The following is a 13,248-nucleotide window of genomic DNA, read 5'->3' on the forward strand; positions in this document are numbered from 1 at the left end:
CACGTAATCTTCCATGTATTCCTTACGCTCGAAGTGGTTGTTGAACAGGCCCCAGGACAGATAGGAATCGGGTGCCTGCGGTTCCAGCAGCGCCATCACCAACCGCGCCTTCGGCTGGGCGATCGGCACGAACAGCGTACCGGAGGGGATTTCGGCACGTGCGGCCTGCCATTGCCCGGTGACGCTCAGCGTCTGACGGCTTTCGAACGAGGCTTTACTGAAGCTCGCGCTCTCGGCGCGGAATTCGGCAACGGCCGCGGTCTGCGGGGTTTTCATCGGCGTGAACGCGATGCCATGCCGGGCTAATTGCGGCCCGAGTTTCGCCGCGTACATCGGCGGAATCAGGTAGCCGCCTCGCGGCGCGGTCACGGTCAGTTTCGGCTGGATGTCATCGAACAGCGGCAGCTTCCAGATGGCCGGCGTCGTTTCATCGTAGCGCGTCATTACGCTGCCGGACACTTCGGAGGGCGTGCGCGTGTAGGCGTAACCGAGAAAGTCGATGCGGCGCGCCTTTTCGCTATGGGTGTAATCCAGCGCCACCGGCTGTCCGCCCAGTTTCATCGCGGCGGCATCGGCGGCCAGTACACGCTGGCGCCATTGTCCACCGTTGCGAGCGACCTCGCGCATCATGGCGCGGATACTGCGTGCGGTGGCATCCACCCGTTGCGGGTAGGTTTTCCAGGAATGGGTTTCCACCAGTACGCCGAAGCGGTTGCGCAGCAGGAAATAGCCGGTCGAGAAACGCGGTGTGGAGACACCGTCGGCGAAACCGGAAGCCGGGTTGTCGTTTTCGATGAATGAGGGGTAGTAGGGCAGCGGCAAAGAGCCACCCTGGCGTAAATCTTCCAGCACACCGTCCTGGAATTTCCGGCCGATGGCCTGCAGATCGGCATCGCCGGCGAATTTCGGTTCCACCTGTACGGAAATGTCATGCCGGAACTGGGCACCGTCGGTCACATGCAAATCCACGTAGAACAGCGGATCCCATGCATTGACCAGGTCGAGCATGTGCTGCATTTCCGGGGCATCGGCTTTCAAGTAATCCCGGTTGAGGTTGAAGTTCTGGCCGGTGGTGCGCCAGCCCATTTCCGCCGGACCGCGCTGGTTCGGCCGGTTCCAGGCCGCGAAGCGTTCATGGCCGTCAACGTTGAATACCGGCACGAACAGCATGACCTGGCTGCGCAGGAGATTCGGTTTTTTGGGTTCCTGCAGAAGTTCGCGCAGCACCCGGAAGCCGGCGTCCTTGCCGTCGATTTCACCGGCGTGGATACCGCCCTGGAACAGCACCACCGGCAGGTCGGCGCGCTGCGCCTGTTCCGGCGTCACTACGCCATCGGCATTGGCGGCCAGCGCCCACATCGGGCGGCCTTCGGGGCTGGTGCCGAAAGAAAAACACCGGACCTGCTCCGGATAATCGCTTTCGAATTGCTTGCACAGGTTCTCGACTTCGGCATAGCGCCCGGTTTCCCGGTACTCGCTGCGTTCGGCATGCGTGCGCAGATCGGCAGCGGGCAGGGTGGATGTGGCCAACAGAGCCAGAACGAGCGCGGAAACTCTCATGATAAAATGCCGGTTACAGGGTGCTGTCAGTATAGCCAACTCGGCGCCCGTACCCCATATCCGCCAAGGCCTGCCATGCTTGCCCGAATTCCGTTGCTGCTTCGCGTTCCGTTGATTTACCTGTTGATCATCGCCAACACCGTGATCCGGGTGTCGCTGCTTCTGCTGTGCGCGCTGCTTAAGGCCCTGCTGCCGATCAAATCCCTGCAAGTCCTGTTGGATCGCTGGATCATCGGTTTGGCTGAAGCCTGGATCGGCTTCAACAGCTGGATGATGGATCATATGACCACCTTGCAGGTGCATTACCGCGAAGACAGTGCGCTTGCGACTGACGGCCATTATCTGGTGCTCTCCAACCATCAGAGCTGGGTCGATATCCTGGTGCTGCAGAAGGTGTTCAACAAACGCATTCCGTTCATGCGCTTTTTCCTGAAGAAAGAACTGTTCTGGGTGCCGATGTTGGGGCTGGCTTGGTGGGCGCTGGATTTCCCGTTCATGCAGCGCCACACAAAATCGCAGTTGCAGAAGCGCCCGGAACTGGCGGGAATGGACATTGCCGCGACCCGCAAGGCCTGTGAGAAATTTCTCGGCAAGCCGGTGTCGATCATGATTTTTCCCGAAGGCACCCGCTTCACACCAGCCAAACACGCCCAGCAGCAGTCGCCCTTGCCGGCTTTACTGAAACCGAAATCGGGCGGCATGGCTTATGCGCTGGACGCCATGGGCAAGGGCCTGCATGCCATTTTGGACGTGACCCTGCATTATCCGAACGGTATTCCGGGCATGGCCGATCTGATCGCCGACCGCATCAAACACGTGCATGTCGAAGTCCGCCTGCGCCCGATACCGGACGCGCTGCGTGCCGGCGATTATGAAAACGACCGCGCATTCCGGGCGCAGTTCCAGCAATGGATGAACGGCCTGTGGCAGGACAAGCAAGCAATTTTGAACGGGTACGCGAAACCCTGAACGGCTAGGGAAGTGTCTGCCAAAAACAATGGGAAGCCGGCGGCAAACCCGTCATACTATGCACATTGCGCCGAATCGGCGTTTTCTGGATTGAGTACATGTCCGATTTTAGCCAATGGTCACTTCGATCAGAATTAGTAGAAGCCATCGCCAGCCAAGGCATCACCGAACCGACGCCGATCCAGCAGGCCAGTTTGGCCGATATTCTGGCCGGTGCCGATGTATTGGCGCAGGCAAAGACCGGCAGTGGCAAGACGCTGGCCTTTGCCTTGGGCATTCTTTCCGGTTTGGATGCGCCCAGTGGCGTGCAGGCGCTGGTGCTGTGCCCAACCCGGGAACTGGCGGATCAGGTCACCCAGGCCATTCGCAAGGTCGCCGTGCGCCTTCCCAACGTGAAAGTCTCGGCGTTCTATGGCGGCATACCGGTGCGGGTGCATGTCGAATCACTGGTGCATGAGCCGGCCATCGTGGTCGGCACACCGGGCCGGATTCTGGAATTGATTGAAACCGGCGCATTGAAGCTGGATGCCATGAAAACCCTGGTGTTGGACGAAGCCGATCGCATGCTTGATATGGGTTTCGAGCCGGCCATTCAGACCATTCAGAAGGCTCTGCCGAAAAAGCGGCAGACCTTGCTGTTTTCGGCCACTTTCCCGGACGCCGTGCGGGCACTTTCGAAGAGCTATCAGCGCGATCCGAAAGAAATCCTGCTCGATACCGATACCCGTTCAGAACATATCGAACAATTGTTTTTCGAAGTGCCGATCAGCCGTAAAGCCGATGCCTTGCTGCACTTGCTCGGTCAGCTGCAGCCGGCACAGGCATTGGTGTTCTGCAACACCAAAATCGATTGCCAACAGGTCGAGCAGCATTTGGCCAAAGCCGGTTTCGATGTCTGCGCCTTGCATGGCGATCTGGAGCAGCGCGACCGTGACGAGGCCATGGTGCGTTTCCAGAATGGCAGTGTGCGCGTGCTGGTGGCTACCGATGTCGCGGCGCGCGGGCTGGATGTCTCCGATCTGCCACTGGTGATCAGTTATGAGTTGGCGCATCAAGCCGATGTGCATGTGCATCGGGTCGGCCGTACCGGACGAGCCGGCAAGGACGGGCGCGCACTGGCGCTGGTGGCTTCCTCGGAAATCGGCCGGGTCAAGGCGGTGGAAGAACAGATGAGCCTGACGGCACAATGGCAGCGGATTGATTTAAGCGCCATCAAACTCGCTCCCTTGAAGGCGGATTGGAAAACCCTGGTGATCGATGCCGGCCGCAAGGATAAACTGCGTCCCGGCGATATTCTTGGCGCATTGACCGGCAAACAGCAGATCGCAGCCACACAAGTCGGTAAAATCGCCTTGTTCGATACCCGCGCCTATGTCGCTCTGCACAAAAACGTGGCCGACAAGGCGCTGCAGTTACTCAGACAGGATAAAATCAAAGGCCGGAGTTTCCGCGTGCGTTTGTTGTCCCCGGCCGTTTAGAGGATTGCCATGTTCAAATCGTTCCTTATCAGTTTTGCTTTTTTGTTTTTGACATCAACCGAGTCTGCCGCTCAGGAAAAAATGGATGCCGCGGCGCTTGCGCAACGTCTCGCGCCACCGGATAACCTGCGCCTGCCGCCGGCCAATGCCATCCGCACCGCCAGCGGTTTACGCTACGTGATTCTGCAACGCGGCAAAGACGGACCGAGCCCGTCGCCTGAAAGTGCCATCGAAATCGACTACATCGGCTGGGACTTCCAAGGCCGCATGTTCGACAGCTCCCTGCCACGCGGGGCCCCTTCGCGGTTTCCGCTGCGCGGCCTGATCCAAGGCTGGCAGGAGGGTGTTCTGTTGATGCGTCCCGGAGACACCTTCCGTTTCTGGATACCGGGCAATCTCGCCTATGACGCGATTCCCGGTGGTGATACCCCCAAGGGCAAGTTGGTTTTCGACATCACCCTGCATTCCTTTGACAGCGGCAATTGACCGGTGACGGTGCGTGTCAACAAATTCATCTCCGACACCGGCTTCTGTTCCCGGCGCGAGGCCGATGCGCTGATCAAGGAAGGTCGGGTTACAGTCAATGGCACCAAGCCGTCGCTGACCACACGGGTGGAAGATGGGGATAGTGTTTTGGTCGACGGCCAGACCTTGCGAATCCGTAAAGCCAAACCCGGTACACGCAAACATGTCTATATCGCCTTGAACAAACCGGTCGGCATCACCTGCACGACCGATCAGAGCGTCAAGGGCAATATCGTCGATTTTGTCGATCATGAGCAACGTATCTTTCCGATCGGCCGTCTGGACAAGGATTCCGAGGGGCTGATCCTGCTGACCAGCAACGGTGACATCGTCAATGAATTGCTGCGTGCGGAGAACCGCAAGGAGAAGGAATATCTGGTCGCAGTCAATAAAGCGGTGACCGAAGAATTCCTGCGCGGTATGGCCAAAGGCGTCCGTATTCACCGTGACATGACATTACCCTGCAAGACCCGGAAAATCGCGCCCTACGGTTTCGCCATTACCCTGACCCAGGGCCTGAACCGGCAGATCCGACTGATGGTGGCGGCTTTCGGCTACCGCGTCACCCAGTTGCGGCGCGTCCGCATCATCAATGTAAAGCTCGGCGCCTTGAAAGTGGGGCAGTGGCGTAATCTAACCGATGCCGAACTGAAAGGACTTTTGCCGGAGCGCAGCGACTGGTAATTCCGGTTCGCGAATCTTACAGTTTGCGCGGGTCCCGGAAATCTTCAATCTGGCGTGGATTGGGTACGATGTCGAAGCTCATGCGGAATTCGCCCGGTATGGCCTGGCCATTGAGTGTTTGCGGCGCGAATTTCCATTTGGTGATGGAGTCCTTGGCAAATCGACGGGCATCTTCCGGCAAACTGCCATTGTCCGCGGTCATGACTGGATTCAGACATTGTCCGCTAGTATCAATCTCGCATCGAATATCGATTCGACCCTGCCAGCTGTCTTCTCGATTCAGCGATTTCGGAAACGCCGCGTAGATTTCACGTACTGGCAATGGAGCCAACAATGTCTCCTGCAGACTGACGCTGGCCCCGGAAGCGGAGGGGGTAATCAAATAGGTTACGCGCACGCCACTGCGCAATGCCGCCGGTTTGCCATCCTGTTCTGGTGGGGTAATGCGCATGGCGGCAATCTTGGTCTTGACCGCATCAACGAATTTTGCAGGGTAATCGGTTTCCTTGATGATTTGGCTTTCAGCCACGCCGCCCTCAGTTGTGAATGACACATCGCTCCACACCGCAATGGTGTAGGGCGCTGCCGGTTTATCGGCGGCGCTGGCCGGCAGCGCGTTAAACAGAACAAGGACGAGAACGGCACGCAGGGTCATGGGGTGGGCTCGATTCGGTAATGGAACTTCATGATAACCCGTGTCCGTTGGGATTTCAGTCAGAATGTATTGCAATTCATGGGTTACGTATTATTCGACAGGTATACCGAGTGCGCCCAAGGCCGCACATCGCCCGCTGGCCATGCTGGCAGTCAACAGATACCCGCCAGTCGGCGCTTCCCAATCCAGCATTTCACCGGCGAAGAACAGAGCCGGATAACGACGCCACATCAAGTGTGTGTCCAGTTGTGCCAGCGCCACCCCTCCGGCAGTGCTGATCGCCTCGGCAATCGGTCGAGGCGCAGTGACGGTCAAGGGCAGAGCCTTGAGCAGTTCTGCAAGATGCATGGGTTCCGCAAATCGGCTCTTATCGCCCAACTCGTAAAGCAAAGCGGTTTTTACTCCTGAGATTCGGAAATGACGGCGCAGGAAATCGCTGAGACTCCGTCCATTGCGGGGTTTGCCGGCGGCTGCGGTGATGCGGGCCAGATCATGATCCGGCAGAAGATCCAGCAGCAAGGTGCACTTTCCGTCCCGTGCGATGGTTTCGCGGATATCGGCGCTGAGTGCGTAAATGAGACTGCCTTCTATGCCGTACTCGCTGATTACGCACTCCCCCTGCAGTCCGAGAGCATCGCCTTTGGCAAGACGGATTCGCAGGGGTTTCAGTGGCTCGCCGGAAAATTTACGTTTGAAGAAATCCGACCAGCCGGTTTCGAAGCCGCAGTTGGCCGGTTCCAGCGGGGTGATGTCCAATCCGTCCGGCATCAGGCCATGCTGCCAGCTGCCATCCGAACCCAGTTGCGGCCAGCTGGCACCGCCGAGTGCCAGAATGAATGCGTCTGCCGAAATCCGCACTTCACCATCCGGCGATTGCAGGCGCAGTTGTCGTTCGCCTTCAAAGGCGAGGGCTTGGTGATTGACGTGGAATTGTACGCCCAAGGCGCGCAGGTGTTTCAGCCAGGCCCGCAGCAAGGGGGCCGCCTTCATGTCGGTTGGGAATACCCGGCCGGAGCTGCCGACAAAGGTGGCGATGCCGAGTTGTTCCGCCCAATGACGCATGGCGGCATTATCAAACGACGCCAACCAAGTCGCTACCTCGGCGCTTTGGCTGCGAAAACGCATGCTGAAATCTTTCATCGGTTCGGCATGGGTCAGGTTCAGGCCGCCACGGCCGGCAATCAGGAATTTCCGTCCGACCGAGGCTTTGCGTTCATACAGATGGACTTCTGCGCCGCCTTCAGCAGCAGTCTGCGCTGCCATCAAGCCCGCCGGCCCGCCGCCGATGACGGCAATTTTTTTCGGTGCGGTGGCGGTGCTCATAGGGAATCCGGCGATAATGTACTTTCAGTTTAGAGGAATTGCCGTCCCCATGCCCTATTGCCCCATTCTCGCCACGCTGGCCTATGTGCTCTCACCCGATGGTCGACAGGTGTTGCTGATCCATCGCAATGCCCGTGATACCGACGAGCATCTGGGCAAGTACAACGGGCTCGGCGGTAAGGTCGAGGACGATGAGGACGTGGTCGCCAGCGTGCGCCGGGAAGTGATGGAGGAGGCCGGTATCGTCTGCGAAGATATTTGCCTACGCGGCAGTATTTCCTGGCCGTTTTTCGGCAAGAACGGCGAGCATTGGTATGGTCTGATTTTTCTGGTCAAGCGCTTCAGTGGTGCGCCGTTCAGCGCCAATCCCGAAGGTGATCTGTGTTGGGTCGATGTCGACAAGATCATGGATCTACCGATGTGGGACGGGGATCGCCAGTTCTTGCCTTTGGTCTTCGATGATGATCCGCGCCAATTCCATGGCGTCATGCCCTATGAAAACGGCAAAATGAAGTCATGGTCTTATTCAAGAATATAAAATATCCGCTTGATTTTTTATCTTTCATGGCGGTGATTTCCGTGTGAAAAACCTGAAGGGCCGGGAAACCGGCCCTTTTCTTTTGCGTTATCCTAGTTTCCTACCCGCTAAGGAGTCCGTCATGACCACTGCCTATGAGTTTTCCGCCACCGACATCGATGGCAAGGATGTTTCCCTCTCCGATTACAAGGGTAAGGTGCTGTTGGTGGTCAATACCGCCTCCAAATGCGGCTTCACCCCGCAGTACACCGGTTTGGAAGCGCTCTGGCGCAAGCACCGGGATGCGGGTTTTGCCGTGCTCGGATTTCCCTGCGACCAATTCGGTCACCAGGAACCCGGGGATGCCGAAGAAATCAAGAATTTCTGCTCACTCAGCTACGATGTGAGTTTTCCGATGTTTGGAAAAATCGAAGTCAACGGCGGCGGCGCGCATCCGTTCTACCAGTGGCTGAAAAAGGAAAAGAGCGGACTGCTTGGCATCGGTGCCATCAAATGGAATTTCACCAAATTCCTGATTGGTCGTGACGGTTCCGTTCTGAAACGCTATGCGCCGACGGACAAGCCGGAAGACATCGAAGCCGATATCCTTGCCGCGCTCAAATCCTAAACCTGACCGAGCAGGCCCCGCGTCGCTTCGTTGAGCTGGCGTCGTGACAGGAAGAAATCCCAGTAGCTGCCTCCAAGCTGCCGCCAGAGCACGGCGGCACGAACGGCGGCAAGCAGTGCGGCACGTACTTCAGAAACCACCTGCGCCTGGGCCAGATATACCGGATTGCCCTGCACCATGATTTTCGGCCCGAGCGGGCTTACTTTTTCGGCATACAAAGCCCCGAGTGCTGCCAGGATGTCCGGGTGGGTCGCCCCGGAGTTTTCGGCCTGTATTTTGATGTCCAGAAGTTTCGCATGTACTGCCTGCATTGCCTGCGGATTTCGGTTGAACTGGCGTTCGAGATGCAGCACGTTCAGGGCGATGCGGGTAATGGTATTGTCACGGGCGGCTTCGCCGTGCAGCTGATTGGAAAGACACTTCAGGCCGGCCTTGAGTTGGTGACGGTTGCCGTAAATTTGTTCCGTCTGGTCTGCATCGAAAACAAACAGGCTGTTGATGCAGGTTGCCAGCGGCTCGGTCTGGGCCTGGCCTTGATTGGCCATCAGGTTGACCTGTTCAACGGCCTGCAACAGGGCGGCAAGGGCGAGTGCGCGGTCTTTCATGCGGTGGTTTCCTGGCGAAGTCGGATTTCCATGGGGGCATCGGTTTCGGCGATGATGGCGCCGCCGAGGCAAACCTCGTCAGCATACAGTACCAGCGATTGTCCGGGTGTCACGGCGCGTTGCGGCTCATCAAAAAGCACATCCAAAGTGCCATCGGAAAGAACCTGTACGGTGCAGTAGACATCCTGCTGGCGGTAGCGGGTTTTGGCGGTGCAGCGGAACTCGGCTGCCGGCGCCGCACCGGCTACCCAGTGTGCCGTTTCGCTTCGCAGTGTGCGGGAGTGGAGCCACAGCGATTCGATGCCTTGATCGACGTAAAGGATATTCCGATGGATGTCCTTGCCGACCACGAACCAGGGCGCCGGCGGTCGGCCTTTGATGCCGCCGATATGCAGGCCTTCACGCTGGCCGAGCGTGTAATAGAAAACACCGGCATGTTCACCCACGTGTTGCCCATCGATACTTCGTATTTCACCGGCTTTGGCCGGGATGTACTGACCGAGGAAATCACGGAAATCCCGTTCACCGATGAAGCAGATGCCGGTGGAGTCCTTCTTGGCGGCTGTACCGAAACCGGCGCCGGCAGCCAGCGCACGCACCTCGGATTTCGGCAGATGGCCGATCGGGAACAGCGTGGCGGCCAGTTGCGCCTGTCCGAGTTGGTGCAGAAAGTAAGTCTGGTCCTTGCCGGTATCGGCGCCGCGCACCAGTTGGAAGAGGCCATCACGCTCGCGCACCTGCGCATAATGGCCTGTCGCGATTTTATCCGACCCCAGCGTTTTGGCTTCGTCGAGAAAGGTCTTGAATTTGATTTCGCGGTTGCATAGCACGTCCGGATTCGGCGTGCGTCCGGCTTTGTATTCCGACAGAAAATAGGTGAATACTTCCGACCAGTAGGTTTTCGCGAAATTGCGCGAATAAAACGGGATGCCCAGTTTTCCGCATACAGCAAGGGCATCCTTGCGGTCTTCTTCGGCCCGGCATTCGCCATCGTCCTCTTCGTCCCAGTTCTGCATGAACAGGCCGCTGACATCATGCCCTTGCTGTTTCAGCAGCAGCGCGGCCACCGAAGAATCGACGCCGCCTGAAACGCCCAACATGATCTTCATGCTGCGCTCACAGGCTCTGCAACAGGTTAAGCGGATGCCGCGAGCCGTTCAGGTAGTCGGCGATGACCCGGGCCACCAGCGGACTGCGGTGGCGGTCGGTCAAAGCGTCGATCTCGGATGGCAACATCCAGTGCGCCGCAACGATGCCTTCATCCAGTGTGCGTCCGGCATCATGCTGCAGTGGATCGGCGGCAAATGCCATGCGAAGATACTGCCGGCCGGTCTCGGGTGCTTTCCATTGGTAGGCGCCGATGAATGCGGTGAGACTGACTTGCCAGCCTGTTTCCTCAAGGGTTTCGCGGATGGCCGCCTGCAGGATCGATTCATCCGGCTCCAGATGCCCGGCGGGCTGGTTGTAAACCACACGACCGCTGACGCGCTCCTCGACCATCAAGAACTGTCCCGCGCGCACGACGACGGTCGCGACGGTGACGTCCGGTTGCCAGAATGTGCCGGTTCGGTAGCTCATGGGGAAGAGATGGGGCTTAAATCCTTGTTTATCAATAGTGCCATTATCGCCGATTTGCCACCCCTTGTATTTTGATGGGGGATGCCCTATTTATAAGACATGAGCGGAAACAAAACCCCAGACCAGCGCCAAGACGGCGATGCCCTGCTTGAAGCGGTACGCGCCGAAGTCGGGCCTCCGGGCCGTTTCCAAGTGATTCTGCTCAACGATGATTTCACCCCGATGGATTTCGTCGTGTTCGTATTGCAGGAATTCTTCGCGATGAATCAGGAAAAGGCCACCCAGGTCATGTTGCAGATCCATACCCGTGGCCGCGGAACCGGCGGCGTGTACTCGCGTGAAGTGGCTGAATCGAAAGTAAACCAAGTTAATGAATTTTCACGCCAGAACCACCATCCTCTGTTAAGTATGATGGAACCGCTGTAATCAAGGCAACAGGAGCAGACTATGTTCAGTAAAGAACTCGAAGTATCCATCGGTCAATGCTACAAGGATGCCCGTGAGTCGCGTCATGAATTCATGACCGTCGATCATCTGTTGCTGGCGCTGCTTGAAAACGCCTCCGCGCTTGGCGTACTCCGCGCCTGTGGCGCAGAAATCGACGAGCTCGCCAAGGGCTTGCGTCAGGCCGTCAGCGACAATGTTTCGATTCTTCCCGAGGACGACAACCGTGATACCCAGCCGACGCTCGGATTCCAGCGCGTGTTGCAGCGGGCGGTCTACCATGTGCAGTCCTCGGGCAAAAAGGAAGTGACTGGCGCAAACGTGCTGGTCGCCATATTCAGCGAAAAAGACTCGCATGCCGTCTATCTGATGCAGAAGCAGGACATCACCCGGCTTGATGTGGTGAACTACCTTTCCCATGGTGTAGCGCGCAGCGGAGAGCCGCCCGAAGAGCAGAATGAAGAAAGCCGCGGTCCCGAGGCTGCGGAGGAAGCCAAGGGAAATGCCTTGGCCGAATTCGCCGTCAATCTCAACGAGCTTGCCATTGAAGGCAAGATCGACCCATTGATCGGCCGTGAAGAAGAAGTTGAGCGGACCATCCAGGTCCTGTGTCGCCGCCGCAAGAACAATCCGCTTTACGTCGGTGATCCCGGCGTGGGGAAAACCGCGCTCGCCGAGGGCCTGGCCTGGCGCATTGTGGAAGGGCGGGTGCCTGAAGTGCTGCGCACCGCCGTGATCTGGGCGCTGGATCTCGGTTCCCTGGTTGCAGGCACCAAATACCGCGGTGATTTCGAGAAGCGCTTGAAGGCAGTGCTGGCCCAATTGAAAAAGGAGCCGAACGCTGTTCTTTTCATCGATGAAATCCATACCATCATCGGCGCCGGTTCCGCCTCCGGCGGCACCATGGATGCCTCCAATCTGATCAAACCGGTGCTGCAGAACGGCGAATTGCGTTGCATCGGCTCAACGACCTTCCAGGAATACCGCGGCGTGTTCGAGAAAGACCGCGCCTTGGCGCGGCGTTTCCAGAAAATCGACATCAGTGAGCCGACGCTGAGCGAGGCGGTGGCCATCCTCAATGGCCTGAAGCCGCGTTTCGAAGCCCATCATGAGGTGACCTACAGCAGCGATGCCATCCAGGCCGCCGTTGATCTTTCGGTCAAGCACATCAACGACCGTCTGTTGCCGGACAAGGCCATTGATGTCATCGATGAAGCCGGTGCACGCCAGCGTCTACTGCCGCCGGATATCCGCAAATCCATCATCGACCTCGAGGAAATCGAACTGATCGTTTCCAAGATGGCGCGCATTCCTGCCAAGCAGGTGTCCGCCTCCGATAAGGATGTGCTGCGCAATCTCGACCGTAATCTGAAAATGCTGATTTTCGGCCAGGATCCGGCCATCGAAACCCTGGTGTCCGCCATCAAGCTGGCACGCTCCGGGCTGGGCCATCCCGACCGTCCGATCGGCAGTTTCCTGTTCGCCGGTCCAACTGGCGTTGGCAAGACCGAAGTTACCAAGCAACTGGCGATGCAACTGGGCGTTGAGCTGGTCCGCTTCGATATGTCGGAATACATGGAAGCGCATTCCGTCAGCCGTTTGGTCGGTGCGCCTCCGGGATACGTCGGTTTTGATCAGGGCGGCCTGCTCACCGAGAAAATCGTCAAAACTCCGCATTGCGTACTGCTTCTCGATGAAATCGAGAAAGCGCATCCGGACGTCTACAACATCCTGTTGCAGATCATGGACCGTGGCGTGTTGACCGACACCAACGGCCGTGAAGCCAATTTCAAGAATGTCGTCATCGTCCTGACCACCAACGCCGGCGCCCAGATTGCCGCACGCCGTTCCATGGGCTTCGTCGAACAGAACCATACCACCGATGCCATGGAGGCCATCCGCAAGCAGTTCACCCCGGAATTCCGCAACCGCTTGGATGCCATCGTACAGTTCCAGGCACTAGGCATGGACCACATCCTGCGCGTGGTCGACAAGTTCCTGATTGAGCTGGAAGCGCTATTGCACGAAAAGCATGTGGTGCTGAGCGTCAGTCCGGATGCCCGTCAGTGGCTTGCCGAAAACGGTTTCGATGCCCAAATGGGAGCGCGACCGATGGCACGCCTGATCCAGGATCGCATCAAGCGGCCCTTGGCGGATGAGCTGTTGTTCGGTGCACTGGTCAACGGCGGTCGTGCCAGCGTCACGGTCGGCGAGGGTGGTCTGCAGGTGAACGCCTTGCCCGAACCCGAACGGCTGCTGCCGGCGTCGGTTGAGCCCTGAGG

14 protein-coding genes are annotated in these 13,248 nt (G+C 58.1%); 8 read left to right on the top strand and 6 right to left on the bottom strand.

Annotation, left to right across the window (positions count from 1 at the left end):
* Positions 1–1,560: M14 family metallopeptidase (locus ACIQ1A_RS09650; RefSeq protein WP_395770860.1), on the bottom strand; the 1,560-nt coding region annotated here is incomplete at its 3' end.
* A 75-nt stretch (positions 1,561–1,635) separates the two neighbouring features.
* On the opposite strand from ACIQ1A_RS09650, the gene ACIQ1A_RS09655 reads away from it, so the two are divergent.
* The 4 genes from ACIQ1A_RS09655 to ACIQ1A_RS09670 all read left to right on the top strand — a co-directional run bounded on the left by ACIQ1A_RS09655 (position 1,636) and on the right by ACIQ1A_RS09670 (position 5,216).
* Positions 1,636–2,529, top strand: a complete 894-nt coding sequence (locus ACIQ1A_RS09655) for an acyltransferase (protein ID WP_395770861.1) — start codon at positions 1,636–1,638, stop codon at positions 2,527–2,529.
* A 98-nt stretch (positions 2,530–2,627) separates the two neighbouring features.
* Positions 2,628–4,007 carry an ATP-dependent RNA helicase DbpA gene (gene dbpA, locus ACIQ1A_RS09660; protein ID WP_395770862.1) on the top strand — a complete coding sequence of 460 codons (1,380 nt, stop codon included), beginning with the start codon at positions 2,628–2,630 and terminating at the stop codon, positions 4,005–4,007.
* Between the two features lie 9 nt (positions 4,008–4,016).
* Positions 4,017–4,493, top strand: a complete 477-nt coding sequence (locus ACIQ1A_RS09665) for an FKBP-type peptidyl-prolyl cis-trans isomerase (RefSeq protein WP_395770863.1) — start codon at positions 4,017–4,019, stop codon at positions 4,491–4,493.
* Positions 4,494–4,496: 3 nt separating this feature from the next.
* Complete coding sequence (locus tag ACIQ1A_RS09670; protein ID WP_395770864.1) at positions 4,497–5,216, top strand: pseudouridine synthase; 720 nt, start codon at positions 4,497–4,499, stop codon at positions 5,214–5,216.
* Between the two features lie 16 nt (positions 5,217–5,232).
* Here the strand turns inward: ACIQ1A_RS09670 and ACIQ1A_RS09675 are convergent, their stop codons facing one another.
* Together ACIQ1A_RS09675 and ACIQ1A_RS09680 are read right to left on the bottom strand one after the other, a co-directional pair.
* Positions 5,233–5,871, bottom strand: a complete 639-nt coding sequence (locus tag ACIQ1A_RS09675; protein ID WP_395770865.1) for a hypothetical protein — start codon at positions 5,869–5,871, stop codon at positions 5,233–5,235.
* A 90-nt stretch (positions 5,872–5,961) separates the two neighbouring features.
* On the bottom strand, positions 5,962–7,194 hold the full coding sequence (locus tag ACIQ1A_RS09680) for a TIGR03862 family flavoprotein (RefSeq protein ID WP_395770866.1): 1,233 nt from the start codon (positions 7,192–7,194) through the stop codon (positions 5,962–5,964).
* Positions 7,195–7,243: 49 nt separating this feature from the next.
* On the opposite strand from ACIQ1A_RS09680, the gene ACIQ1A_RS09685 reads away from it, so the two are divergent.
* Positions 7,244–7,732 carry an NUDIX hydrolase gene (locus ACIQ1A_RS09685; protein ID WP_395770867.1) on the top strand — a complete coding sequence of 163 codons (489 nt, stop codon included), beginning with the start codon at positions 7,244–7,246 and terminating at the stop codon, positions 7,730–7,732.
* A 121-nt stretch (positions 7,733–7,853) separates the two neighbouring features.
* A complete protein-coding gene (locus tag ACIQ1A_RS09690) occupies positions 7,854–8,339 on the top strand; it encodes a glutathione peroxidase (RefSeq protein ID WP_395770868.1) in 486 nt (161 codons plus the stop codon).
* Here ACIQ1A_RS09690 and hflD read toward each other — a convergent pair.
* Genes hflD through ACIQ1A_RS09705 form a run of 3 tightly spaced genes read right to left on the bottom strand, consistent with a single transcriptional unit; the run spans position 8,336 to position 10,522 of the window.
* On the bottom strand, positions 8,336–8,944 hold the full coding sequence (gene hflD, locus ACIQ1A_RS09695; protein ID WP_395770869.1) for a high frequency lysogenization protein HflD: 609 nt from the start codon (positions 8,942–8,944) through the stop codon (positions 8,336–8,338). The genes ACIQ1A_RS09690 and hflD overlap by 4 nt on opposite strands.
* The gene (gene mnmA, locus ACIQ1A_RS09700; protein WP_395770870.1) at positions 8,941–10,053 is read right to left on the bottom strand and encodes a tRNA 2-thiouridine(34) synthase MnmA; all 1,113 of its coding nucleotides are present in this window, start codon (positions 10,051–10,053) and stop codon (positions 8,941–8,943) included. Before mnmA ends, hflD begins: the two co-directional genes overlap by 4 nt.
* Before the next feature lie 7 nt (positions 10,054–10,060).
* A complete protein-coding gene (locus ACIQ1A_RS09705) occupies positions 10,061–10,522 on the bottom strand; it encodes an NUDIX hydrolase (RefSeq protein ID WP_395770871.1) in 462 nt (153 codons plus the stop codon).
* Positions 10,523–10,621: 99 nt separating this feature from the next.
* Here ACIQ1A_RS09705 and clpS point away from each other — a divergent pair, with 99 nt between their 5' ends.
* Entirely contained in the window at positions 10,622–10,948 is a 327-nt protein-coding gene (clpS, locus tag ACIQ1A_RS09710) for an ATP-dependent Clp protease adapter ClpS (RefSeq protein WP_395770872.1), read from the top strand.
* 21 nt (positions 10,949–10,969) lie between these two features.
* The gene (gene clpA, locus ACIQ1A_RS09715) at positions 10,970–13,246 is read left to right on the top strand and encodes an ATP-dependent Clp protease ATP-binding subunit ClpA (RefSeq protein ID WP_395770873.1); all 2,277 of its coding nucleotides are present in this window, start codon (positions 10,970–10,972) and stop codon (positions 13,244–13,246) included.
* The last annotated feature ends 2 nt before the right edge of the window (positions 13,247–13,248 follow it).

This window comes from Arenimonas sp., from assembly GCF_044353605.1.
Lineage (GTDB): Bacteria > Pseudomonadota > Gammaproteobacteria > Xanthomonadales > Xanthomonadaceae > Arenimonas.

Excerpts from the sequence above, each read along its gene's own strand:
- ACIQ1A_RS09655 (WP_395770861.1), top strand. The coding sequence starts at position 1,636 with ATGCTTGCCCGAATTCCGTTGCTGCTTCGCGTTCCGTTGATTTACCTG.
- dbpA (WP_395770862.1), top strand. The coding sequence starts at position 2,628 with ATGTCCGATTTTAGCCAATGGTCACTTCGATCAGAATTAGTAGAAGCC.
- ACIQ1A_RS09665 (WP_395770863.1), top strand. The coding sequence starts at position 4,017 with ATGTTCAAATCGTTCCTTATCAGTTTTGCTTTTTTGTTTTTGACATCA.
- ACIQ1A_RS09675 (WP_395770865.1), bottom strand. The coding sequence starts at position 5,871 with ATGACCCTGCGTGCCGTTCTCGTCCTTGTTCTGTTTAACGCGCTGCCG.
- ACIQ1A_RS09680 (WP_395770866.1), bottom strand. The coding sequence starts at position 7,194 with ATGAGCACCGCCACCGCACCGAAAAAAATTGCCGTCATCGGCGGCGGG.
- ACIQ1A_RS09685 (WP_395770867.1), top strand. The coding sequence starts at position 7,244 with ATGCCCTATTGCCCCATTCTCGCCACGCTGGCCTATGTGCTCTCACCC.
- ACIQ1A_RS09690 (WP_395770868.1), top strand. The coding sequence starts at position 7,854 with ATGACCACTGCCTATGAGTTTTCCGCCACCGACATCGATGGCAAGGAT.
- hflD (WP_395770869.1), bottom strand. The coding sequence starts at position 8,944 with ATGAAAGACCGCGCACTCGCCCTTGCCGCCCTGTTGCAGGCCGTTGAA.
- mnmA (WP_395770870.1), bottom strand. The coding sequence starts at position 10,053 with ATGAAGATCATGTTGGGCGTTTCAGGCGGCGTCGATTCTTCGGTGGCC.
- ACIQ1A_RS09705 (WP_395770871.1), bottom strand. The coding sequence starts at position 10,522 with ATGAGCTACCGAACCGGCACATTCTGGCAACCGGACGTCACCGTCGCG.
- clpS (WP_395770872.1), top strand. The coding sequence starts at position 10,622 with ATGAGCGGAAACAAAACCCCAGACCAGCGCCAAGACGGCGATGCCCTG.
- clpA (WP_395770873.1), top strand. The coding sequence starts at position 10,970 with ATGTTCAGTAAAGAACTCGAAGTATCCATCGGTCAATGCTACAAGGAT.